At 70.0% G+C, this 22,825-nt stretch carries 20 protein-coding genes; 13 read left to right on the top strand and 7 right to left on the bottom strand.

What is annotated here, in order from left to right:
- The first annotated feature begins 119 nt into the window (after positions 1-119).
- From FHE66_RS06080 to FHE66_RS06110, 7 genes are all read left to right on the top strand, one after another.
- Positions 120-1,391 (top strand): iron-containing alcohol dehydrogenase, encoded by a 1,272-nt coding sequence (locus tag FHE66_RS06080; protein ID WP_139072078.1) that lies wholly within the window; start codon positions 120-122, stop codon positions 1,389-1,391.
- Entirely contained in the window at positions 1,388-2,869 is a 1,482-nt protein-coding gene (locus FHE66_RS06085) for an NAD-dependent succinate-semialdehyde dehydrogenase (protein WP_139072079.1), read from the top strand. The genes FHE66_RS06080 and FHE66_RS06085 overlap by 4 nt, the downstream gene beginning before the upstream one ends.
- A gap of 113 nt (positions 2,870-2,982) precedes the next feature.
- Positions 2,983-4,350 (top strand): extracellular solute-binding protein, encoded by a 1,368-nt coding sequence (locus tag FHE66_RS06090; RefSeq protein ID WP_218013631.1) that lies wholly within the window; start codon positions 2,983-2,985, stop codon positions 4,348-4,350.
- Between the two features lie 8 nt (positions 4,351-4,358).
- Complete coding sequence (locus FHE66_RS06095) at positions 4,359-5,297, top strand: carbohydrate ABC transporter permease (protein WP_139072081.1); 939 nt, start codon at positions 4,359-4,361, stop codon at positions 5,295-5,297.
- The gene (locus FHE66_RS06100; protein ID WP_139072082.1) at positions 5,297-6,208 is read left to right on the top strand and encodes a carbohydrate ABC transporter permease; all 912 of its coding nucleotides are present in this window, start codon (positions 5,297-5,299) and stop codon (positions 6,206-6,208) included. The genes FHE66_RS06095 and FHE66_RS06100 overlap by 1 nt, the downstream gene beginning before the upstream one ends.
- Positions 6,208-7,272, top strand: coding sequence for an ABC transporter ATP-binding protein (locus FHE66_RS06105; protein WP_139072083.1), 1,065 nt, complete (start codon positions 6,208-6,210; stop codon positions 7,270-7,272). The genes FHE66_RS06100 and FHE66_RS06105 overlap by 1 nt, the downstream gene beginning before the upstream one ends.
- Positions 7,272-8,348 carry an ABC transporter ATP-binding protein gene (locus FHE66_RS06110; protein ID WP_139072084.1) on the top strand — a complete coding sequence of 359 codons (1,077 nt, stop codon included), beginning with the start codon at positions 7,272-7,274 and terminating at the stop codon, positions 8,346-8,348. The genes FHE66_RS06105 and FHE66_RS06110 overlap by 1 nt, the downstream gene beginning before the upstream one ends.
- A 12-nt stretch (positions 8,349-8,360) precedes the next feature.
- Here FHE66_RS06110 and FHE66_RS06115 read toward each other — a convergent pair whose 3' ends face one another.
- The 5 genes from FHE66_RS06115 to proC all read right to left on the bottom strand — a co-directional run bounded on the left by FHE66_RS06115 (position 8,361) and on the right by proC (position 13,710).
- Positions 8,361-9,164 carry an ABC transporter ATP-binding protein gene (locus FHE66_RS06115; protein WP_139072085.1) on the bottom strand — a complete coding sequence of 268 codons (804 nt, stop codon included), beginning with the start codon at positions 9,162-9,164 and terminating at the stop codon, positions 8,361-8,363.
- Positions 9,161-10,261, bottom strand: a complete 1,101-nt coding sequence (locus FHE66_RS06120) for an iron chelate uptake ABC transporter family permease subunit (protein WP_139072086.1) — start codon at positions 10,259-10,261, stop codon at positions 9,161-9,163. Before FHE66_RS06120 ends, FHE66_RS06115 begins: the two co-directional genes overlap by 4 nt.
- Positions 10,258-11,244 (bottom strand): putative F420-0 ABC transporter substrate-binding protein, encoded by a 987-nt coding sequence (locus FHE66_RS06125; RefSeq protein WP_139072087.1) that lies wholly within the window; start codon positions 11,242-11,244, stop codon positions 10,258-10,260. Before FHE66_RS06125 ends, FHE66_RS06120 begins: the two co-directional genes overlap by 4 nt.
- Positions 11,245-11,392: 148 nt before the next feature.
- On the bottom strand, positions 11,393-12,826 hold the full coding sequence (locus FHE66_RS06130) for a sugar porter family MFS transporter (protein ID WP_139072088.1): 1,434 nt from the start codon (positions 12,824-12,826) through the stop codon (positions 11,393-11,395).
- Between the two features lie 68 nt (positions 12,827-12,894).
- Positions 12,895-13,710, bottom strand: coding sequence for a pyrroline-5-carboxylate reductase (gene proC / locus FHE66_RS06135; protein ID WP_139072089.1), 816 nt, complete (start codon positions 13,708-13,710; stop codon positions 12,895-12,897).
- Positions 13,711-13,787: 77 nt separating this feature from the next.
- Here proC and FHE66_RS06140 point away from each other — a divergent pair, with 77 nt between their 5' ends.
- Positions 13,788-14,555 carry an SDR family oxidoreductase gene (locus tag FHE66_RS06140; protein WP_139072090.1) on the top strand — a complete coding sequence of 256 codons (768 nt, stop codon included), beginning with the start codon at positions 13,788-13,790 and terminating at the stop codon, positions 14,553-14,555.
- A gap of 70 nt (positions 14,556-14,625) precedes the next feature.
- On the opposite strand, the gene FHE66_RS06145 is transcribed toward FHE66_RS06140, so the two are convergent.
- On the bottom strand, positions 14,626-15,231 hold the full coding sequence (locus FHE66_RS06145; RefSeq protein WP_139072091.1) for a hypothetical protein: 606 nt from the start codon (positions 15,229-15,231) through the stop codon (positions 14,626-14,628).
- Between the two features lie 98 nt (positions 15,232-15,329).
- On the opposite strand from FHE66_RS06145, the gene FHE66_RS15405 reads away from it, so the two are divergent.
- Together FHE66_RS15405 and FHE66_RS15410 are read left to right on the top strand one after the other, a co-directional pair.
- A complete protein-coding gene (locus tag FHE66_RS15405) occupies positions 15,330-15,782 on the top strand; it encodes a hypothetical protein (protein WP_176554671.1) in 453 nt (150 codons plus the stop codon).
- Positions 15,783-15,784: 2 nt separating this feature from the next.
- A complete protein-coding gene (locus FHE66_RS15410) occupies positions 15,785-16,150 on the top strand; it encodes a PadR family transcriptional regulator (RefSeq protein ID WP_176554672.1) in 366 nt (121 codons plus the stop codon).
- Positions 16,151-16,270: 120 nt separating this feature from the next.
- Here the strand turns inward: FHE66_RS15410 and FHE66_RS06155 are convergent, their stop codons facing one another.
- Positions 16,271-16,726 (bottom strand): SRPBCC family protein, encoded by a 456-nt coding sequence (locus FHE66_RS06155; RefSeq protein WP_139072093.1) that lies wholly within the window; start codon positions 16,724-16,726, stop codon positions 16,271-16,273.
- A 647-nt stretch (positions 16,727-17,373) separates the two neighbouring features.
- On the opposite strand from FHE66_RS06155, the gene FHE66_RS06160 reads away from it, so the two are divergent.
- From FHE66_RS06160 to FHE66_RS06170, 3 genes are all read left to right on the top strand, one after another.
- Positions 17,374-20,010: a TrlF family AAA-like ATPase gene (locus FHE66_RS06160; RefSeq protein ID WP_139072094.1), complete on the top strand. Its 2,637-nt coding sequence runs from the start codon at positions 17,374-17,376 to the stop codon at positions 20,008-20,010.
- Positions 20,011-20,314: 304 nt separating this feature from the next.
- Positions 20,315-20,536: a hypothetical protein gene (locus FHE66_RS06165; RefSeq protein WP_139072095.1), complete on the top strand. Its 222-nt coding sequence runs from the start codon at positions 20,315-20,317 to the stop codon at positions 20,534-20,536.
- A gap of 342 nt (positions 20,537-20,878) precedes the next feature.
- A complete protein-coding gene (locus tag FHE66_RS06170; protein ID WP_176554673.1) occupies positions 20,879-22,804 on the top strand; it encodes a DUF262 domain-containing protein in 1,926 nt (641 codons plus the stop codon).
- Positions 22,805-22,825 lie beyond the last annotated feature (21 nt).

The raw sequence follows: 22,825 nt of genomic DNA on the forward strand, positions 1-22,825 counted from the left end.
GCTCGCCGGGTGCTCCATGATCTCGGCACATCGGATCGTATCGGAAAGCATCGGCGCTTCATCCACATCGCATTGTCGCGTACGTCCCGCCGGCTTCTTCCACTACCCATGGAGCCCCCATGAGCATGCTCGGTGTCCTGCGTGCACCTCGACAGGTCGTGTTCGGCGTCGGGCAGCGTCGCGCCCTGGGCAGCCTCACCGCCGCTCTCGGCTCCCGGGCCCTGGTCTGCACGGACGCCCGCTTCGGTGCCACGGAGGAGTTCGCCGAGCTCGTCGGGCTGCTCGAGGGCGCGGGGGTGCGGGTGACGGTCTTCGCCGAGGTGCTCGCGGACGTCCCCGTGCACCAGGTGATCGAGTGCGCCGCCCTCGCCGCCGACGCCGAGCCGGACGTCGTCGTCGGCATGGGAGGTGGCAGCTGTCTCGACCTCGCCAAGGCGGTGGCCGTGCTCCTCACGCACGGGGGAGCGCCGTCGGACTACTACGGGGAGTGCCGCGTGCCCGGCCCGGTGATGCCGGTCGTGGCGCTGCCGACGACCGCCGGGACCGGGTCGGAGGTGACACCCGTCGCCGTGCTCACCGACCCCGAGCGGGTGAGCAAGGTCGGCATCTCCAGCCCACACCTCATCCCGCACACCGCCGTGTGCGACCCCGAGCTCACCGTCGGCTGCCCGCCCGCCCTCACCGCGAGTGCGGGCGCCGACGCCCTGTCCCACGGGATCGAGGCCTTCACCGCGATCCGCCGTCCGGTCAGCGCCGAGCTCGCCACGGAGCGGGTCTTCGTCGGGAAGAACACGCTGACCGACACCTACGCCCTCATGGCCGTCCGGCAGATCGCCGGCGCCCTGGTGCGCGCGTGGACGGACCCGACCGACATGGCGGCGCGCGAGGCGATGATGCTCGGGGCCACCGCCGGCGGGTTCGCCCTCGGCACGGCCGGCACCGCCGTGGCCCACGCGATCCAGTACCCGGTCGGCGCGCTCACCCACACCCCGCACGGCGTCGGGGTCGGGGTCCTGCTGCCCTACGTCATGGAGTTCAACCGGCCGGCCCGCGTCCCCGAGCTCGCCGCCGTCGCCCTGGCGATGGGCGCGTCCCGGGACGCCGCCGAGGAGGACCTGGCCGACGAGGCGATCGACCGGGTCGCGGCCCTGCTCGCTGCCGTGGGCATCCCCGCCACACTCGCCGACCTCGGGCTGCCTGCCGACCGGCTGCGCTGGACGGCGGAGCAGGCCCTCGGGGCCGCGCGGCTCGTCGCGAACAACCCCCGTCCGGTCGACGCCGACTCCCTGGAGCGGATCGTGCGCGCCGCCCACAGCGGCGACCGGGCGTCGCTGCGCCAGGCGTCCGGGCCGTCCGCCCCGGACCTCACCACGAAGGAAGCTGCCCGATGAGCCTCAGGATGCACGAGTCCGTGCGACCGGTCCTCGACCGCCTCGACGTCCCCACCGACCTCCTCGTGGCCGGTGCCTGGCGCGGTGGCCACGACGGGGGACGGATCGACGTGCGCGACCCCGCCACCGGCGAGGTGCTGGCCTCCGTCGCCGACGCCGGGGTCCCGGACGCCCAGGACGCGGTCGACGCCGCGGCAGCCGCCGCGGCAGGGTGGGCGGCGACCGCGCCCCGCGCCCGGGCCGAGCTGCTGCTGCGCGTCCACACGCTCATGCACGAGCGCAGCGAGGAGCTCGCCCTCCTCATCAGCCTCGAGAACGGCAAGTCGCTGGCGGACGCCCGCTCCGAGGTCGCCTACGCCGCGGAGTTCTTCCGGTGGTACGGCGAGGAGGTGGTCCGGCTGCGCGGCCAGGTCGGGCTCTCCCCGGGCGGGGGCAACCGGCTGGTGGTCACCCACCGGCCCGTCGGCATCAGCGTGCTCATCACCCCGTGGAACTTCCCCGCGGCGATGGCGACCCGCAAGATCGCGCCGGCCCTCGCCGCCGGGTGCACCGCGATCCTCAAGCCGGCCACCGAGACACCGCTGACGGCGCTCGCGGTGGCGGCCCTGCTCCAGGAGGCAGGGCTGCCCGACGGGGTCCTCAATGTCCTCACCACGAGGCGGCCCGGTCCCGTCATCGAGGCGGTGCTCACCGACCCCCGCACCCGCATGCTCTCCTTCACCGGCTCGACGGAGATCGGCCGCCGCCTGCTGCGCACCGCCGCCGACCAGGTGCTCAAGTGCGGGATGGAGCTCGGCGGCAACGCGCCGTTCGTCGTCCTCGCCGACGCCGACGTCGACGCGGCGGTCGAGGGGGCGATGGTCGCCAAGATGCGCAACGGGGGCCAGGCGTGCACCGCTGCGAACCGGTTCTTCGTCCAGGCACCGGTCCACGACACCTTCGTCGAGGGCCTCGTCGCCCGGATGGCCGACGTCCGGGTCGGGCCGGGCTCCGACGAGCGCACCCAGTGCGGGCCGCTCATCAACGACGACGCCGTCCGGAAGGTCGACGAGCTCGTCCAGGACGCGCTCGCCCGCGGCGCCCGCGCCGTCCTCGGCGGCGCCCGGCCGGAGGACGGACCGGGCTCCTACTACCCGCCGACCGTGCTCGTCGACGTGCCGGCGGACGCCCGCCTCCTGCACGAGGAGATCTTCGGGCCGGTGGCCCCGGTGGTCCGCTTCGAGCGGGAGGAGGAGATGCTCACGATGGTCAACGACACGGAGTACGGCCTCGTCAGCTACCTCTACACGGGCGAGCTCGGCCGCGGGCTGCGGCTGGCCGAGAGCATCGACAGCGGCATGGTCGGCCTCAACCGGGGGCTCGTGTCCGACCCTGCCGCGCCCTTCGGCGGCACCAAGCAGAGCGGCCTGGGCCGCGAGGGGAGCACCGAGGGCCTGCTCGAGTTCATGGAGACCCAGTACGTAGCGACGTCCTGGTGACACCGCACCGCAAGGAACCGACCGCACCATCCCCGAGGCAGGAAGCAGGAGTACCGATGACCAACCCACAGCGAGACCGACGGAGCTCTCGCCACGGCCGCCGGGCTGGGGCAGTGGCAGCGACCACGCTGTTCGCCCTCGCCCTGGCCGCCTGTGGCGGCGGCGGCGAGGGCAGCACCGACGACGCGGACGCAGAGGGTCCCGTAGCGCCCGCGACGATCCCCGAGCTCACCGACGAGCCGCTCGAGCTCAGCTTCATCTGGTTCGAGTGGCCCCCCGCCCAGCTCCTCGAGGACTTCGCCAACGCGGAGTACACCAAGGAGCGGCCGAACGTCACCATCACGGTCAACACCGTGCCGAACGCGAACTGGCACGACGCGATGTTCACCCAGTTCGCCGCGCGACAGACGGACTTCGACATCGCGGTCCTCGACTCCCAGCACATCGGTGAGGCCGTGACGAACGGCAACATCCTCGACATCACCGACTTCATCAACGAGAACATCGAGACCGACGCCTACGACCCCTACCTCCTGGCGGCCTACGGCCAGTACCCGCAGGCGGAGACGGGGCAGCGTGACGAGAACGCGCGCATGTACGGGCTGCCGCTGCTCGGCGACACGTGGACGATGATCTACCGCAAGGACCTCATCGGCGACGAGCCCCCCGAGACGTGGGACGAGATGATCGAGGTCGCCGCGCAGTGCCAGGAGGACAACCCTGGCGTCAGCGGGCTCGCCTTCCACCAGGCCAACGGCTCGGACGCCGCGGCGGTCACCTACAACACGGTCAACGCCCTCTACGGCGGCAACCTCTGGAACCGTGAGGAGGGCCAGATCGAGGGCGTCATCAACGACGAGGCCGGCCAGCGGGCGATGGACGTCCTCGTCAACGAGATGAAGCCGCTGACGGCCCCCGGCTCCGGCAACTGGTTCCTCGACGAGGTCAACGCCGCCGTCGCGCAGGGCAGCGCGTGCATCGCGTTCAACTGGATCGCGGCGAGTGGCGGGCTCCTCGACCCGGCGCAGTCCACGCTCGGGGACACACGCGAGGAGATCCTCGACAAGCTCGGCTTCGCCACCCTGCCGACGCAGGAGACCGACCTCGTGCCGCTCGGCGGCATGGGGATGCACATCTCGGCCTACGCCCCCGACGACCGGGTGGCCGAGGCGCTGAACTTCATGCGGTGGTTCGAGCAGGAGGACATCCAGAAGAAGTGGGCCGCGGCCGGCGGCGTGCCCTCGCGCACGGACGCCCTGGAGTCCGCGGAGTTCCTCGAGGCCGGACCGTTCAACCAGGTCTACGCCGACTCCGTCTCCCGGCAGCGGGACATGTGGAACGTGCCCGAGTACGCCCGCCTCATCGACATCGAGAACACGAACGTCAACGCGGCCCTCAACGGGGCCAAGGACCCGCAGACGGCACTCGACGACATCGCCCGGGAGCAGCAGTCGGTGCTGGACGGCGACGGCGGGCTGTGAGCCGGAGCATGACGACGTCGATCGATGCCCCGGTGGAGGAGGCAGCAGCCCTGCCTCCTTCACCGGGGCGCTCCCCCCGCCTGCGTGACCGTGGGCTCGCCGTGGCCTTCATCTCCCCGGCGATGCTCCTGCTGCTCGGCATGTCGGTCTTCCCGTTGCTGTGGGCCCTGTACCTGTCGTTCACGGACTACTCGGCCACGAGCAGCGAGCCCGGCAGCTTCGTCGGGTTCGAGAACTACGCCGACGTCCTCACGTCGTCGGAGGTCCACGCGCGAGCCCTGACGACGGCGCTGTTCGTCGCCGGTGCGGTCGTCCTGCAGACCGTGCTCGGCTTCTCCATCGCGTACCTCATCTCGCGGCGCACGCGCGGGCGCGGGCTGCTGACCACGCTGTTCCTCGTCCCGATGATGCTCTCGCCGGTCGTCGTCGGGCTGTTCTGGCGCTTCATGCTCGACGCGCAGTTCGGCGTGGTCAACAGCCTGCTCGTCTCCCTCGGGCTCGAACCGGTGGAGTGGCTCACCCAGCAGCGGACGGCGCTGTTCTCGCTGATCCTGGTCGACACCTGGCAGTGGACGCCGTTCATCATGCTCATCGCGCTCGCCGGGCTCACCGCGGTGCCCAAGTACCTGTACGAGGCAGCCTCCATCGACAGGGCCTCGGAGTGGTTCCGGTTCCGCAACATCACGCTGCCGATGGTGTGGCCGCTGCTCCTCATCGCGGTGATGTTCCGAGCCATCGAGGCCTTCCGCCAGTTCGACCTCGTCTACGTCCTCACCAACGGCGGACCGGGGGTGTCCACCGAGACGTTGTCGTTCCACATCTACAAGGTCGCGTTCCTCGGCTTCCGTACCGGGGCCGCCTCGGCGTACGGGATCCTCATGGTCCTCGTCGTCATCGTCCTGGCGCAGCTCTACCTGCGCTACCTCAACAAGCTCAAGGAGGGCTGATGGCGATCTCCGTCGACGACGCCGTCCCCGGTCCCGTCAGCCGCGGCTCGACGCGTGCGCGCCGCGGGAACGTCGGCAGGGCCCGGTCCGCGATCGAGATCGCGCTGCTGGCCGTGCTGCTGGGCAGCTCGCTCTTCGCGGTGATGTGGATGCTTCAGACGTCCGTCAAGACCGGCCAGGACATCTACGCCGTCCCGGCGAAGTTCCTCGGGTTCGACGTCACCCTGCAGCACTACAAGGACGTCTTCGTGGCCCCCGGCGGGGGTCGCTCGGACCTGTCCCAGTCGTTCCTCAACTCCGTCGTGGTCGCAGGGTCCTCGACCCTGCTGGCCACCCTGCTCGGCGTCCCCGCGGCATGGGCCTACTCACGGTTCACGCTGAAGGCCAAGAAGGACCAGCTGTTCTTCATCCTCTCCACCCGGTTCATGCCGCCCGTCGTCGTCGTCATCCCCGTCTTCCTCATGTACCGCGAGCTCGGGCTCATCGACACCAGGCTCGGGCTCATCCTCATCTACACGGCGTTCAACCTGCCGTTCACGATCTGGATGATGAAGGGCTTCGTGGACGAGGTGCCCTCGGAGTACGAGGACGCGGCCATGCTCGACGGCTACACCCGCCTGCAGGCGTTCCGGAAGTTCACCCTGCCCCTGCTCATCCCGGGCATCGCCGCGACGGCGGTGTTCGCGCTCATCTTCTCGTGGAACGAGTTCGTCTATGCCATCTTCCTCACGTCCAGCCAGGAGGTGCGGACGGCCCCACCGGCCATCGCCGGCCTCATCGGCGGCACCACGGTGAACTGGGGCCTGGTCGCCGCCTCGGCGGTGGTGTTCGCGCTCCCGGTCCTCGTGTTCGCCTACCTGGTGCGCAAGCACCTCGTCGCCGGCGTGACCCTCGGGGCGGTGAGGCGCTGATGGCCGGCATCGAGGTCACCTCCCTGCACAAGCGCTACCCGGACGGGACGGTGGCGGTCGAGCACGTCGACCTGTCCATCGGTGACGGCGAGCTCTTCGTCATGCTCGGCCCGTCGGGCTGCGGCAAGACGACGACGCTGCGCGCCATGGCCGGTCTGGAACGCCAGACGTCGGGCGACATCCGCATCGGGGACACCCTGGTCAACGACCTGCCGCCCGCCGAGCGGGACATCGCCATGGTGTTCCAGTTCTACGCCCTCTACCCGCACCTCAAGACCCGGGACAACCTCGCCTTCCCGCTGCGTGCCGAGGGCATGCCCAAGGCGGAGATCCGCGAGCGGGTCGACGAGGCCGCCCGGATGATGCGCCTCGGTCCGCTCATGGACCGCAAGCCGCACCGGCTCTCCGGCGGGGAGCAGCAGCGGGTCGCGCTCGCCCGGGCCCTCGTGCGGCGGCCGCGCGCCTTCCTCATGGACGAGCCGCTCACCAACCTCGACGCCGAGCTGCGCGCCGACACCCGGACCGAGATCAAGCACCTGCAGGCCGAGCTCGGCACGACGATGGTCTACGTCACCCACGACCAGGTCGAGGCGATGTCGCTCGGTCACCGCATCGCGATCCTCAACAAGGGCCGGGTGGAGCAGGTCGGCACGCCCCTGGAGGTCTACAACCGCCCGGCCAGCCTGTTCTGCGCGGCGTTCATCGGCTCCCCGCCGATGAACCTCCTCGACGTCGAGGTTGCCGACGGGCTGCTGCGCGCGCCCGGCGGGCTCGCCCTCACCCCGCCGTCCGGCCTGCGGCGCGACCGGCCGCTCGTCGCCGGCGTGCGGCCCGAGGCACTGGAGATCACCCCGCCCGGCACGCAGGACACGGTGCCCTGCGAGGTGGTGTCCGTCGAGGTGCTGGGCGACGAGATCATCTACGTCGTCACCAGCGGGGAGCAGGACGTCCGTGTCCGCATGCCTCGGACCGTCCGCTTCGACCCCGAAGAGTCCGTGGGACTGCGGCACACCGGCGGGCCCCCGCCCGTCTACGACTCGAGCACGGAAGAGCTGGTGGCCTGATGGGAACGGTGGCTGCCTACGGGCTGCGCAAGTCCTTCGGTGAGGTGCAGGCGCTCGACGGGGTGACCCTCGAGGTGCCCGACGGCGCGTTCTTCGTCGTCCTCGGACCCTCGGGGGCGGGCAAGACGACGACCCTGCGGGCCATCGCCGGCCTCGAGCGGCTCGACGCCGGCACGGTGCACCTCGACGGGCGCGACGCGACCGGTGACACCCCGGCCGCGCGCGACCTCGCGATGGTCTTCCAGAGCTACGCCCTGTACCCGCGCAAGACCGTCTTCGAGAACATCGCCTCGCCGCTGCGGGCGCGGGGTGCCTCGGCCGACGCGATCGCCTCCGCCGTCGCGAAGGTCTCCGACCTGCTCCACATCGAGCGGCTCCTCGCCCGCAAGCCTGCCCAGCTCTCGGGCGGGGAGATGCAGCGCGTGGCCCTGGCGCGGGCACTGGTCCGCAACCCGCGCGCGTTCCTCATGGACGAGCCGCTGACCAACCTCGACCTCAAGCTCCGCGTCGAGATGCGCACCGAGCTCACCCGGATCCACCGCAGCCTCGGCGGCACGTTCGTCTACGTCACCAACGACCAGGTCGAGGCGCTGTCCATGGCGGACCAGGTCGCGGTGCTCCGGGAGGGGGCGGTGCAGCAGGTCGGCACCCCGACCGAGGTGTACGACCGCCCGGCCAACCAGTGGGTGGCCGGGTTCGTCGGCAGCCCGCGGATCAGCCTGCTCGCCTGCCGCGCCGAGGGGGACCGGCTCGTGGGGGAGGAGGGCTGGACCCTGCCGCGACCGCGGTGGACGACGGCGGAGGACGGGCGCCCGCTGCTGCTCGGCCTGCGCGCCGAGGACGTGTCCGTCGAGGCACGCGGCGCCGCGGCGCTCGCCGGGGAGCTCTACGGGCTCGAGCCGCTCGGGGACCGCACCGTCGTCGACGTCAAGGTGGGCAAGGAGATGCTCAAGGTCAAGGCCCGGCCGGCCGTCACCGGAACGCTCGGTGAGCGCCTGTCCGTCAGCGTCGACCTCGACCGCGCCCACCTCTTCGACGCGGCCACCGGGCTCACGCTCTCGGAGGTGGGCCGCTAGGAGCCGCGCCGGTCAGCGCCGCTCGTACAGGAGCATGTCCCGCCCGCCGACGACGACCCGCTCCGCGCGTACCCCGTAGACGCGCGAGACGAGCTCGGCCGAGAGCACCTCGGCGGGCGGCCCGGCGGCGACGACCCGGCCCCCGTCGAGGACGACGACGTGCGAGCAGTACCGCAGCGCGTGGCCCAGGTCGTGGAGTGCGGCGAGCACGGTGACGCCGACCCCCGCCAGCTCACCGGCCAGGTGGAGGACGTCGAGCTGGGCTGCGACGTCGAGGTGGTTGGTCGGCTCGTCGAGCAGGAGCAGCCGGGGGGACTGCGCCAGCGCCCGGGCGAGGTGGACCCGCTGGCGCTCGCCGCCGGAGAGGGTGGCGACGTCCCGGTCGGCGAGGTCCGCCGCGCCCGCCCGCTCGAGCGCGTCCCGTGCGACGGCGAGGTCCTCCGCGGAGTCCGCGCCCCACGTGGGCCGGTGCGGCGTGCGGCCGAGCAGGACGACGTCGAGCACGTCGAGCGCGGCCGGCGCGGCCCCGTCCTGCTCGACGAGCGCCACCTCGCGCGCCCGGGCGCGCCGCGGCATCGCGCTGAGCTCGCGGCCGTCGAGCAGGACCGCCCCGCCGTCCGGCTCGAGCGCCCCGGCGAGCACACGCAGCAGCGTCGACTTGCCCGAGCCGTTGGGCCCGACGACGGCGCTGAGCTCCCCGGGCGGCACCTGGGCAGCGACGTCGCGCAGGATCTGCGCCTCCCCGATGCTCAGCCGCAGGCCGGCGACGGCGAGCGCGGCGGCCTGTACCGCCTGCGCCGTCGTCCCCGCGCTCACAGCCGGCTCCGGCGCAGCAGGACGGCGAACACCGGCGCACCGACCGCGGCGGTGAGGATGCCGACAGGCAGCTCGCGCGGGTCGAACAGGGTGCGGGCGGCGGTGTCGGCCAGGAGCAGGAAGACCGCGCCGGTGAGCGCCGCGACCGGCAGCACGCGGTGGTTGCGGGCGCCGAGGACGAGCCGTACGGCGTGCGGCACGACGAGCCCGACGAACCCGATCGCGCCGGACACCGAGACGAGGACGGCGGTGAGCAGGGTGACGCCCACGAGCAGCACCCAGCGCGCGCGGCGCACGTCGACACCGAGGGAGGAGGCGGCGACGTCCCCGAGGGCGAAGGCGTCCAGGACGCGCGACCGGGTGGCGAGCGCGCCGCCGAGGACGAGCGTCGCGCCGGCGGCGAGCAGTGCCTCGGGCCACGTGATGCCGCCGAGGGACCCCATGAGCCAGGAGAGGATCTCGCGGTAGGAGTCCCCGGTGGTCGACCAGAAGATCACGAGGCTGACGAGGGCCGAGCACGCCTGGCCGACGGCCACCCCGGCGAGCACGGTGCGCACCGGCGGCAGCCCGCCGCGGGAGGCGGCGAGCGCGAGGGTGAGCAGGAGCGCGGCGACCGCCCCCGCGAACGCGGCGACCGGCAGGAGCACCGCGACGCCGAGGACGAGGACGGCGACGGCGCCGAGAGCCGCCCCGGAGGACACCCCGAGCAGGTAGGGGTCGGCGAGCGGGTTGCGGACGACAGCCTGGACCACGGTCCCGGCGACCGCCAGACCCGCCCCCACCGCAGCCGCGGCGAGGACGCGGGCGCCGCGGCCCTGCCACACGATCGCCTCCTGCACCGGGGTCAACGGGTCGCCCGGGCAGGTGACCTGCCCCGGCGCGAGCGCCGAGCACACGTGGTGCCACGCCGAGCCCCACACCTGGCCCACGCTGATCGAGGCCGGGCCGACGGTCACCGCCCACGTCATGACGAGGACGAGCAGGACGAGCAGTCCGGCGAGCGTGGCGAGCAGGGTGAGACGCCGGCGGGCGGTGCCGGCGGGCGGCGTCGTGCCCGGTGAGGGGCGGGCCGGTGCCCGGGTGGCGGCGTCGGTCATCCGGCCCCCAGGGCGGTGAGCTGGTCGACGAGGTCGGCGACGGCGGCGACGTTGCGCACGCCGGCCTCCGTCGCGGCGAAGGGGACGGTGAGGTAACGGCCCTCCTGCACGGCCGGCAGGGCCGCGGTCACCGGGTTGGTCTCGAGCACCTCGACCTTCTGGGCGGCGGTGTTCCACGCCGAGTCGACGAGCACGATGACGTCCGGCGCGCGCTCGGCGACCGCCTCCCAGGACAGCGAGGTCCACGTGTCCTGGACGTCGGCCGCGACGTTCGTCAGCCCGGCGGCCTCCATGATCATCTGCGGGGCGCCGATCCCCGCGCCGACGAACGGGGTGTCCCGGCCCGAGGAGTACCAGAGGGCGGTGCGGCCCTCGCCGTCGGGCTCGACGGCCTCGAGGGCGGCGCGCTGCTCGGCGACGAGCGCCGCGGCCTCCTGCGGGGTGCCCAGGAGCCGCCCGGCCTCCTCGATCTCGGCGAAGACGTCCTCGAAGGTCAGTGGGTTCGGCTGGTGGGCCGGGTCCTGGCAGGCGGAGGGGGAGACGTACGTCGAGATCCCCAGCTCCTCGTAGCCGGCGCGCTCCCCGGCGCCCTCGTCGGACAGGTTGGACTCCCACCCGGCGTAGACGAGGTCGGGGGCGAGGTCGAGGACCGCCTCGCGTGAGGGGTTGCGCTCGGCGAGCACGGGCGGCTCGGTCACGCCCTCGGGCAGCGGCCCGTCCGCGAACGCCGAGCCGACGATCCGGTCCCCGGCGCCCAGTGCGAGGACCATCTCGGTCGCCGCGGACTTGATCGTGACGATCCGCTCCGGCGGCGCTGCGAGGGTGGTCTCCGTCCCGCAGGTGGCCACGGTGACCGGGAACCCGGCGTCGGCGGCGGTCGGCGACGGCGTCGCGTCGGCGCCCTCCTCACCGCCTGCGGTCCCGCAGGCGGTGAGGAGCAGGGCGGGGACGGCGAGCAGGACGGCGGTACGGCGGCGGGACACGGGCGACTCCGGGGCAGGTTCGACGAGGGAACTCTGCGCAGTCACAGCGCCGCGCGGGGACCGCGGGTCCAGGACGTGACCCGTCTCCGGGCAGGGCCCGTGATCCGCGGCCAGCCTACAGCGGCCGCCCCGGCAGGGGCCACGCGGTCTACGTGGGGGCCGGCTTGCGGCGGCGGGACTCGTCGGTCATGTCCTCGAGCTCGCGGCCCTTGGTCTCGGGCACCTGCCACACGACGATGAAGAACGACACGAGCGCGAAGAACGCGTACAGCCCGTAGGCCAGGCTCAGCCCCACCTCGGCGAGGCTCGGGAAGGTGGTCGAGACGGCGAAGTTCGCCAACCAGTTCGCCGCGGAGGCCACCGAGACCGCGGTGGCGCGGATCTTGTTGGGGAACATCTCCCCGAGCATCACCCACATGACCGGACCCCAGGTCGCGCCGAAGGAGACGACGAAGAGGTTGGCCGCGACCAGGGCGACCGTGGCCCAGGGCTGGGGCAGCGCGACGTCCTCGCCGGTGCCCTGGGACTGGGAGAAGGCCACCGCCATCGTCCCGAGCGTGAGGGCCATGCCGGCCGAGCCGCCGACGAGCAGCGGCCGGCGGCCGATCTTGTCGACGAGGAGGATCGCCACGACCGTGACGACGACGTTCGTCACCGAGGTGATGACCGACGTCGTCAGCGCCTGGCTCTCCTCGAAGCCGACCGAGCGCCACAGCGTCGTCGAGTAGTAGAAGATGACGTTGATCCCGACGAACTGCTGGAACACCGCCAGCCCGATTCCCACCCAGACGATCGGTTTGAGGCCCAGCCGCGCTCCCCGGAGGTCGCCGAGGCTCTCGCGCTGCTCACGCTTGAGCGACTCCCGGATCTCGGTGATCTTGGCCGTGGTGTCCGCGACCCCGGTGTACCGGCGCAGGACCTCGGCGGCCTCCTTCTCGCGCTTCTGGTCGACGAGGAACCGTGGCGACTCCGGGATGGTCAGCGCGAACAGGCCGTACAGCACGGCCGGCACGGCCTCGGCCATGAACATCCAGCGCCACGCCGCGAGCCCGAACCACAGCTCCTCCGCCGCGCCGCCCGCGGTGTCGGCGAGGAACGCGTCGGACAGGAGGGCGGCGAAGATGCCGAGGACGATCGCCAGCTGCTGCAGGGAGCCGAGCCGGCCGCGGATCTCGGCCGGGGAGACCTCGGCGATGTAGGCCGGGGCGATGACCGAGGCGGCCCCGACGCCCAGGCCGCCGAGCACGCGCCAGGCGATGAGGTCCCACGTGCCGACAGCCAGGCCGGAGCCGATCGCGGAGACGAAGAACAGCAACGCGGCGATGACCATGACCCGGATGCGGCCGTGGCGGGAGGCGAGGGGGCCGGCGAACCAGGCTCCGGCGATGCAGCCGAGCAGGGCGGAGGAGACCGCGAAGCCCTGGAGGAAGCCGCTGATCCCGAAGTCCGTGCTCATCGCGTCGATCGCGCCGTTGATGACGGCGGTGTCGAAGCCGAAGAGGAACCCTCCGAGCGCTGCCGCCAGGCTGATGCCGAGGATCCTGCCGTTGAGCGTCGTCGCCCGGTCGTCCGCGGTGCCCATGTCGCCTCCCCCGTCGATGTGTCGAGGGCACGGTAACGCCGCGAACGCGCCTCGGCGCGGCGAGGGGGTCAGCCGCCGAGCTCGCGGTCCCGGTCGATGACGGCCTGGACCCCGCGCACGACGGCGGGGGAGAAGCCGGCCTCCTCCATCTCGACGATGCCGGCGATCGTCGTGCCGCCGGGGGAGCAGACCATGTCGACGAGGTCGGCCGGGCTCACCCCGGCCTCGGCGCGCTCGAGGACCATCCGGGCGCTGCCGAGCACGGCCTGGGCGGCGATGCGGGTGGCGAGCGCCTTGGGCATCCCGCCGCGGACGGCGCCGCGGGCGAGGGCGTCGATGAAGGTGAAGACGAACGCCGGGGAGGAGCCGGCGATCGCGGTGTAGGTGGCGAAGTCCTTCTCGGCGATCTCGACGGTGCCACCGACGGCGTCGAACATCTCGACGACGCGTGCGACGTCCTCGGCGCTCGCGGCCGCGTTCCCGCAGACCGCGGCCATGCCCGCCCCGATCATCGCGTTGACGTTCGGCATCACCCGCACGACCGGGACGTCCGCGCCCCCGAGCAGCTCCTCCAGGGCGCCGAGGGTGATCCCCGCGGCGATGGACACGAGGACCGGTCGCCGGTCGCTCACGGCGCCGGCGAGGTCGGTGAGCACGGCCGGCAGCACCTGCGGCTTGACGGCAAGCACGACGACGTCGCTGCCGCACACGACCTCCTGCGCCGAGCGCGCCACGGTGGCCCCGACGTCGTCGGCCAGGCGCCGGGCCGCGTCCGTGGCGACGTCGTAGAGCAGCACGTCCGCGCCCGGGACGACTCCCGCCGCCGTGATGCCGCGGACGATGGCGCCCGCCATGGTGCCCGCGCCGACGAATCCGATGGTCATGCCGCCTCCTGCTGCGCCTCGTGGTCGGAGGCCACAGTAGCGCCGCGCACCCCCGCCGGGCCGGGCACCATGGGGGGATGAACACCCGGACCACTCCCACCCCTGCCCGCCGCGCGCTCGTCACCGGTGCCTCCAGCGGGATCGGCGCCGCGACCGTGCGCCGGCTGCGTGCCGACGGCTGGGACGTCGTCGCCACCGCCCGGCGCGCCGACCGCCTGGCCGACCTCGCGCGCGAGACCGGCTGCGCCGTCGTGCCTGCCGACCTCACCGAGGAGGACGACGTCGCCGCGCTCGTCGCCGAGGTCCGCGCGGGCGGGCCGCTGCACAGCCTGGTCAACAACGCGGGCGGAGCGCTCGGGGCCGACACGGTCGAGCACGGTCGCGTGGAGGACTGGCGGCGGATGTACGAGATCAACGTCCTGGCGACGCTGCGCCTCACCCAGGAGCTGCTGCCCGACCTGCGTGCCTCGGGCGCCGGCGACGTGCTCGTCGTGTCCTCGACCGCGGCGCTGGACACCTACCCGGGCGGCGGCGGGTACGTCGCCGCCAAGCACGCCGAGCGGGCCATCGCCACCACCCTGCGCCTGGAGCTCGTCGGCCAGCCGGTGCGCGTCCTGGAGATCGCGCCGGGCATGGTGCGCACCGAGGAGTTCGCGCTCAACCGGCTGGGTGACGAGGAGGCGGCCGCGAAGGTCTACGAGGGGGTCGCCGAGCCGCTGCTCGCCGAGGACGTCGCCGACGCGATCGCGTGGGCCCTGAGCCGCCCGCACCACGTCAACGTCGACCTCATGGTCCTGCGCCCCAGGGCGCAGGCGTCGAACACCGTGTTGGCGCGCGACCGGTGACCGGCCGGCCGCCGAGAGCGGCGACGGACCCCATCCACGTGATGCCGGGCCCGCAGGCAGTACTGGGACGTCACCCAGGGCGGTTGAGCGCGTCCCCCTGCCAGCTGAGGTCTGCGTCGGTGGGGACGGGAAGTACCTCGATGCCCGGCGTCTGTACGAGCTCCTCGACCAGCGCCCGAGTGCCTGCGACGAGCGTGGAGTCGAAGTCGATCTCGGTGGCCAGCACCCACGCGTGGTCATCAGGCCAGATGATGCTGGGGGACTGCGCCCAGAGATCGCCGTCGACCCATGGCGCCCGGGCGGTCCATCCGACGTCCGCGAAGTCCGCCGCACCGGCCTCGAACAGGACGTAGCGGCGTCCGGTCCCTGCGTGCAGGCCGAACCGCGGCCCGGCGGCCGGCTCCCGAGGCAGGATCCCGGTGCCCGGCTCCGGCTCCCGCACGGAGGTGCCGAGGCGGTGACGCACCGCGTCGCGCACCCGAGCCGCGCCGTGCCGTGCGGCCACCATCAGACGACGAGGGCGTGAGGAGGCCAGCACCAGCTGCACGCGGCCCGCCGCGCTCGTCAGCCCGCCCCACCCTTCCCAGACCGCGGCGACGCCGGCGGTCGGCGTCGTGGTGTGCCTGGTCAGCACCGCCGCGGCCACGGAGAGCGCGGCGGCGTCGAGGTCTCGCACGCCCTGGAAGTGCGTCTCATGGTCGACCCCGTGCCACGTCCTGGTGTCGCGGGGACGGTCGCACGTCAAGGGACATGTACTACTGGTACAGTACCGGTATGGACACATCGAACGTCATGCCAGATACGGTCAATGCACGCTCACTCCTGCTGCCCTACACGCTGGGGCTGGTCGCAGCGATGGTGCTCATCCAGACAGTCATCGCAGCGACCGGCGGTGAAGTCAGTGCGCTTGCCGGAGCCCTCACTGGCCTAGTCGCTATCTGCATCGCGGCATGGCTATGGCACAACTACAGGAAGCTCACACAGGTCCGCTTCGGTGTAGTCATCGCCCACACCATCGCCTTCGTCACCGTCACGACGTCGTTCAACCTCCATGCCGTCGTGGGCACTGTCGCCCTGAGCTCCGGCGCCGAAGCACTCCAGGCAGCCGCCCAGAACCTGCTGGCCACCCCGTGGTTCGGCGCGACGCTCGTGATGAGCGCGGTGTGGGGCCTTGGGCTACTTGTCCATCTGACCGGCGTGGTCCTTGGCCGCGGCTGGGAGGATTGAGGGTGAACACCGCCCGCCCGAGTGAGACGCAAGAATGGGTGGACAGTCGGGTCGAATCCTGGATCGAGACCTACAAGAAGGCGATGCTCACCCCGGTAATCCTTCAACTCATCGCCATTCATCAGCCGGCCACCGTCGCTGAGGTCGCTGGCCGCGTCACCTCAACCACCGGCTGGCAGATCACCGAGCGAGGCCTCTACCGGACCCTCAAGAGACTCCAGGACTCCGGCCTTGTCGCCAGCGATGATGTCGACGCGCCGCGTACCGGAGCCAAGCGCAAGGAACTGTCGCTGACAACCATCGGCTCGCAGTTCCTCGCAGGCATCAACGCGAATCTCATCGATCCCACGACCATCGCAAGCACCTAGTAGCAACGGCTGCCGATGTGAATTGACTTAGGCGTCCCGTTAGCCGAACGCATCCGGTGCGATCGAGCGCGCTGCGCGGTCGAGCTGGCCGTCCTGGCAGGCGATCGCCCTGCGAAACGGTCAGGAATCTCGCCCGTCGAGCACTGCAAGCATGTGGTTGTTGCGCTGAGTGATGAGACGCCGGAGATAGGGCACCAGGAGGAGCGGCTCGGTCAGACGCCCAAGGATTGGCGCGGCGATCGTGAAGGTGTCAGTCATGACGGCTGAGCCGCCGTCCTGGAGGAAGTCGTGCTCGTGAACGAACGACCGGAAGGGGCCGCGCACTTGCTGGTCGACGAACCGGCGTGGGCGATCCAGCTCGATGACCTCGGCGGTCATCGTGAACCACACTCCGAGGTGCCGCGCTCTCCACGTGACGGTCTCGCCCAAGCCAATCTGTCCACTGGTGGTTCCAGCGACAGCGTGTTCGTCGGAACCTGCCATCGACGCCACGTGTGTGTCGATGCTGAGCGACAGGTCGAAGAGATCCTCAGCACGGTGGCGGGTGCGGGTGTTAAGGGTGAGAGTCGTCGACACCGTCCGATCATGGCAGCCGACCTCACCGGCCCGCCGCGAAGAAGCACGCCCGACTCGCGAAGCCGGCGAGCGGTTCCGCACGGAATCCCAGGGGGAGCAGCGCGATCGCAATGTCGATCCGCTCGGCCCTACGGCACGCCAGGCTGGCCTCGCGAAGCGCTCGGTGCTGGCAGCAAAGAGCTGGAGGAGGGTACGCAACGATGTGGCGTCAGCGGTTCTGATCGACTGCGGCGTGGGATCGAGGGGTGACAGGCTCGCTGCATGCGGACAATCGCCCGGAGTGCCCGAGCACCGTGGCTGACGTTGGCCGCAGTCGCAATCGCGCTCACGGCTTGCTCCTCGTCTATGACGCATCTACATGTGGGAGGGCTACGAGGAACTGGGCGAAGATCGGCGACTCCCTCAACATGACTAGGCAATCCGCCTGGGAACGTTTCGCGAAAGCAGAGCGACCCGGCTCGACAACCGGGCCTGACCGGATGCGGTACTGCCGCGCTTCCTGACGTTCCGTGAGCCGATCCCCTTGCGGTGCTGGTGGGCCTGCTACGGCCGGTTCAGCGACTCCCATCTGTGCCAGTTCTCGCAAGCCGCAGATGGCCGCCCGGATTCAAGCAAGGCAGCGACGCATGTCGACTACCGTGAATGGAGTGACTGCCAAACGCCAGGCCGACTCGCTTCCCGTTCCTAGCGCGCGGTGGATCCGTGCCGCGCTCCAGGTGAACCCGTACGCGTATGTCGGCAACCCCAGCCCTTCGCAAAAGTTCGCTGACGAGCACTCATACAACGAGGGACTGCTGGACGCATGCGTAGCCGAGGGCGTCAGGCTGGTCGCTATAACTGATCACTGGAGGGCCTCGACCGGTGAGGGGCTCATCGAATCGGCGAAGTCCCGCGATATCACGGCACTGCCGGGCTTCGAGGCGATCTCCAGTGAGGGTGTTCACCTCCTCGTGATCTTCGAGGAGGGGACTCCGATGGAGCGGATCAACTTTGCGATCGGCGCGTGCGGTTTCACGTCCGAGGAGCCACATGCGCTGTCGGAGAAGCCGCTCGCCGAGATCGTCGATGAAGCGGCGAGCCGGGGAGCCTTAGCCATACCGGCGCACGTGAATGTCCCGACGTCGGGCCTCCTCCATCGAATGAATGGGCGCCCTCTCGAGAAGGCTCTCCAGAGCGAGCACCTGCACGTTCTTGGTATCACTCCGGGAGTGGCGGAGGCTGGTGATCAGGTACGTATCCTCGCGAACCGGTCACCATATGAGCGCAAGCATCCGCTCGTCGCCGTTCATGCCGACGACGTTTCGCACCCCTCAACACTCACATCAGGGGGAGCGACCACCTGGTTCAAGATGTGCCAGCCGTCGCTCGCTGGGTTGAAGCATGCGGTCCGCACGCCCGAAACGCGCATCAGCCTTGCCGACCCCGCGACCTCTGCCGCAGTGCTTCTGCGGGAGATGAGGTGGAACGGCGGCTTCCTGGACGGTCAAACGGTCTGGTTCGCCGATGATTTGACGTCTTTAATCGGTGGTCGTGGCACGGGCAAGTCCACCGTCATCGAGAGTTTGAGGTACGTGCTGGACATTGCGCCGATCGGTGCTGCGGCGGAGAAAGACCACGATGATGTCATCCGCAACGTGCTGCACACCGGCACGACGGTAACGCTCGTCGTGGAGGTCGCCGCACCATCGCCCGCGCGGTACACGATCGAGCGGACCGTTCCGCACCCTCCTGTGGTGCGGGATTCAAGTGGAACTGTGACGACGCTGAGGCCACAGGATGTGGTGGGCAGCCTGGAGATCTTTGGGCAGCATGAGTTGGCCGAACTCGCCCAAGACAAGCAGCTGATGGCGGAAATGGTCGCCAGAGTCGCTGGTCGCCCGGTCGCAGCCAACAGCCGACCAGCCATCGTGCGGGATCTCTCCGAGAACCGCGCCGATCTGGCGAGAGTGGAACTGAGCCAAGAGAACCTTGAGGACGAGCTCGCAGACATCCCGCGTCTGACCGAACAGTCGCTGGCGTTTGAGAAGAGCGACCTCGGCGACAAACTTGCTGCGAAGCGGCGCCTGGACGCTGACGAGGCAGTGCTGAATGAGGTCACTCGTCGGCTTCAACTGGTGTCCAACCGGACCTCTGAGCTGGACGCGGCCACCCTCTTGGCGACCGTGCGAGCCGACGTCTCGGGCATCGACGAAAGCCCACGGAAGGAGGTGCTGGAGTCGGCTCACGCGGCGCTCACCACCGCAGCAGACGCTGTCGAGGCCAACCTACGCGCAATCCAGGAGGCATTGACTGTCGCCCAAGCCACGGTGGCGCAGGCCCGCGCCGAATGGGCGGGCGTGGTGCAGGATGAGGTCGAGGCCAATGACGAGGTCTTCCGCCGTCTCATTGCGGAAGGGCACGACCCTGACTCCTACATCACTACGACGGCGCAGCTGGCCAAGCTCACCACGCGCGCCGAGGAGCGCACGGTCCTGGCCAGCCGGCGCTCCAGACTTCTAGAGAAGCGCGAGGCCTTGATCGCGCAACTTGCCGAGAACGAGAGAGCAATCACCGACGAACTCCACCAAGCCGTTCGGGCGGCGAACGCCACCTCGCGTGCGGTCGTCGTTCGCCCAGTTCCTAACCCGGACCGGACGGCCATCAAGGACGTCATCAGTTCGCACGTCCGTGGCCAGCGGACCTTGATCTTTCGTGCGGTCGACGCTGCTGATTTCTCGGTGCGCGCTTTCGTCGCCTCGGCGCGTAGCGGTGCAGAGGGGCTCGAGCCGTACGGGCTCACCGAGGCCCAACGTAGGGGGGTTCTTGACGCCGGAGAGCCGCTGTTCCGAGAGCTGGAGGAGTACGCGGTAGGACTCGCCGTCGACGTTCTCCTAAACCTCGCGCCGAAGGGGCAGGGCTCCGATCTGCGTCGGCTCGAGGAGCTCTCCAAAGGTCAGAGGGCGACTGCGCTACTGCTGCTCCTGCTCAGCGCCTCCAACAGCCCGCTCGTGATCGACCAGCCGGAAGATGACCTTGATAACCGCTTCATCTACGACGGCATTGTGAAGCGGCTACGAGCCCTTAAGGGTGTTCGACAGATCATCGTCAGCACTCACAACGCCAATGTCCCTGTCCTCGGCGACGCTGAGCTCGTAGTAACCCTGGAAGGGGACGGACAGAATGGGCGCACCGCGGCGGACGGAGTCGGCTCTCTCGACATCCAGTCGGTCCGTGCCTACGCCGAGGACCTCCTCGAGGGGGGCCGGGACGCGTTCAATGCGCGTAAGCATCTATACGGCTTCTGAACAAGTTCGCAACGGCCCGGGCAGCCCAGCACCCCACCTGCCATCCAGTGATCCGGCTCAGGACTGGAACCTGAGCCTCAGTTTCTAACCGCGCCCGCACCGTCGGCTCCGCCGTCGAGTCGCTCGACCAACCGCCGCCGCTTAGCCTGGCCGACGCGGCTGACGCGACCGGCCGCGTCCGTAATTGCGAGCCCTGAGTACATCCTCTGGCGGAGGGGCCCATCCACACTGCGCAACCAGGCGTGCTTCGGCCCTGCAGCTCCTTCGCCAGACGAATGTGGACCGGGTCGACTAGGTTCGTCGGATGAGCGAAGTGGAATGGCCCTGGTCCAGACAGGCAACGCTCTTCATGGTTGGCGGCTTCGTCCTACTCGCGCTTGGCCTCGCCCAACTCGTGATGCTGGCCGCGTGGGAAAGTCAGAACGCCGCAGTGCGGATCGTCTTCGCTTCAGGACAAGTACTGGCTGGGGCGGTGATGGGGGTGAGTGTCATTCTCCAGCGGCGACGCTCCCGACGAGGTCGTTGATTAGGTGACTCACCTGCGCTTCGCGTGCCCTCGTGGTCGACGATCGCGCCCGGAGCCGACTCTGAGAAACCAAGGCAGCGACCATTCATCGATGCTGTAGCGGCAACCGTGTCCGGCGGTCATCGATGCGCATCCCGGTTGACCAACGGGTATCGGCGCGCCGAAGGACTGCCGGTTGATCAGCTGGCCACTGTCCCGCGGGCGATCCGTCGCTGCGCTTGTAGAAGGCCCAGCAGCAGCCATACAAGTCGCATCGCGGTGAATATGACAAGGTGCGCCTTGTTCTGCTGGCGAGTCGCGATTCGCCCGCTTAGAGTCGGAGCAGCCAACACGAGGAGTCGTATGCAAGCCGGAGATGTGAAGCTAGGGTCCATCTTTTTCGACAATCATCGCTACGAGATCCCGATGTTCCAGCGGCCGTACGTGTGGGGCAAGGAACGCAACTGGCTTCCCCTGTGGGAGGACATCGCCGCTGCGGCCGACAGCGTGGTAGCCGACATGCTCAGCGGTGAGTGGCCGAACGAGCCACCGACGTACTTCCTCGGTGCCATTGTGGTGAAGGCGACCCCGAACCACCCACAGCGCCTGGGCGGATCGATCCTGGTCGACGGGCAGCAGCGGCTGACCACCCTGCAGGTGATGCTGGCGGCGGCACGCTCGGTAGCGACCGAGCTCGGAGCCGAGAGCGCCGCCGGCCGCTTCGAAGAGTGGGTCGAGAACAGCAAAAAGGCGGTCCACGAGAAGTGGCCGGATGACAGGTACAAGCTGTGGCCACTCCCGCAGGATCGCCCTCAGTATCTGTGGGCGGTGCGACAGCCGGACGACGAGTCGCCGTGTCCGGATGACGCTCACCGCATCTCCGAGGCCCGACTGTGGTTCGAAGAGGCCATCCGAGATTGGGCGACCTGTGACGGCGACCCAAGCGACAGGCTGGACGCCCTGCACAGTGCGCTGGAGACCCGGATTGCACTGGTCCGCATTACCCTGGAGAAGACCGACAACGCTCAGGTGATCTTTGAAGCGCTCAACCACCGGGGGGTGGAGCTCTCGCAGTCCGACCTGGTCAAGAACTCGCTGTTCCGCCTCGTGGAGGATCAGGGCGAGCGCCACCTCGCGGAGTCGCTGCTCGTGGACCACTGGCTCCCTCTCGACGGACGCCGGTGGCGCGCCGAGACCGTGACCGGTCGCATCAAGCGGAGTCGGCTGGACCAGGTGATCGCTTACTGGCTGACCGTCCGGAGAGGCGAGGTCGTGTCCGTCGAGCGACTGTTCGACGAGTTCAAGGCTTGGCTCTTGGACGGTGGCTTCAGGGCGGGCGAGGTCATCAAGGAGATCCGCAAATACGCGGACCTATATGACCAGCTGGTCACCGAACCGCCAGACGAGCCAACAGCGGCACTGGTGGACCTCGTGATTGCTACCAAGACCAATACCGTGTGGCCGCTCATCTTGGGGATCTACGGAGACGACCGCGTGTCCGACGCGCAGTGTCAGAAGGCGGCTGGAGCGCTGGCCTCCTATCTGACGCGTCGAATGCTCTGTGGACTGACGAGCAAGGATTACAACCGCATCTTCGTGTTTGTTCTGCAGGCGGCGAGCGCTAGAGCGGGTGTGGACGGTCTCGCCGGCGATGCCATTGAAGAAGAACTCGCCCGACTGGCCGGGGAGACACGCAACTGGCCCGACGACGGAGAGTTCATCGCCGCCATCTTCGGGTCCAACTTCTACGCCCTCAGTCGCCCACGTCAGCGGGCCTTTTTCGCCGGGATTGAGAACCACCTGCGCGACGATAAGGCTGAAGACGCGAACCCGATCCGTGCCCGATGGGAGCACCTGAACATCGAGCACGTCATGCCGCAGAAGTGGCGGGAACACTGGCCCCTCGCCAACGAGAACGATGAACGCGCGGCCTCGAAGCGCGAGCAGGCGATCAACATGGTCGGAAATCTCACCCTGACCAACGGGCGCCTGAACGCCCAGATGCGGCACCAGGCTTGGCCAGCCAAGAAGCCGGCGCTCCAGCAGAGGAGCACCATGCTCATTACGACCGCCTCTATTCTATCTGCCCCGCCCGGCGTCGACGCCGACGAGGTGGCCACCTGGGCCTCCGACTGGGATGAGTTCCGGATCGGGAAGCGCAGCGCGCACCTCACCCATCTCGCGCTGCAGGTCTGGCCTCGCCCTGACATCACTCCTGCGGATGAAGAAGACGACGAGGAACTGGACTCGATGGAAGACCTCGATGACGACGACGCCTCGGAGTACTGAAACCTCATCAGGCACGACATC

It is taken from the genome of Georgenia sp. 311 (assembly GCF_006151955.1).
In the GTDB taxonomy this organism is placed as follows: domain Bacteria; phylum Actinomycetota; class Actinomycetes; order Actinomycetales; family Actinomycetaceae; genus Oceanitalea; species Oceanitalea wutianyii.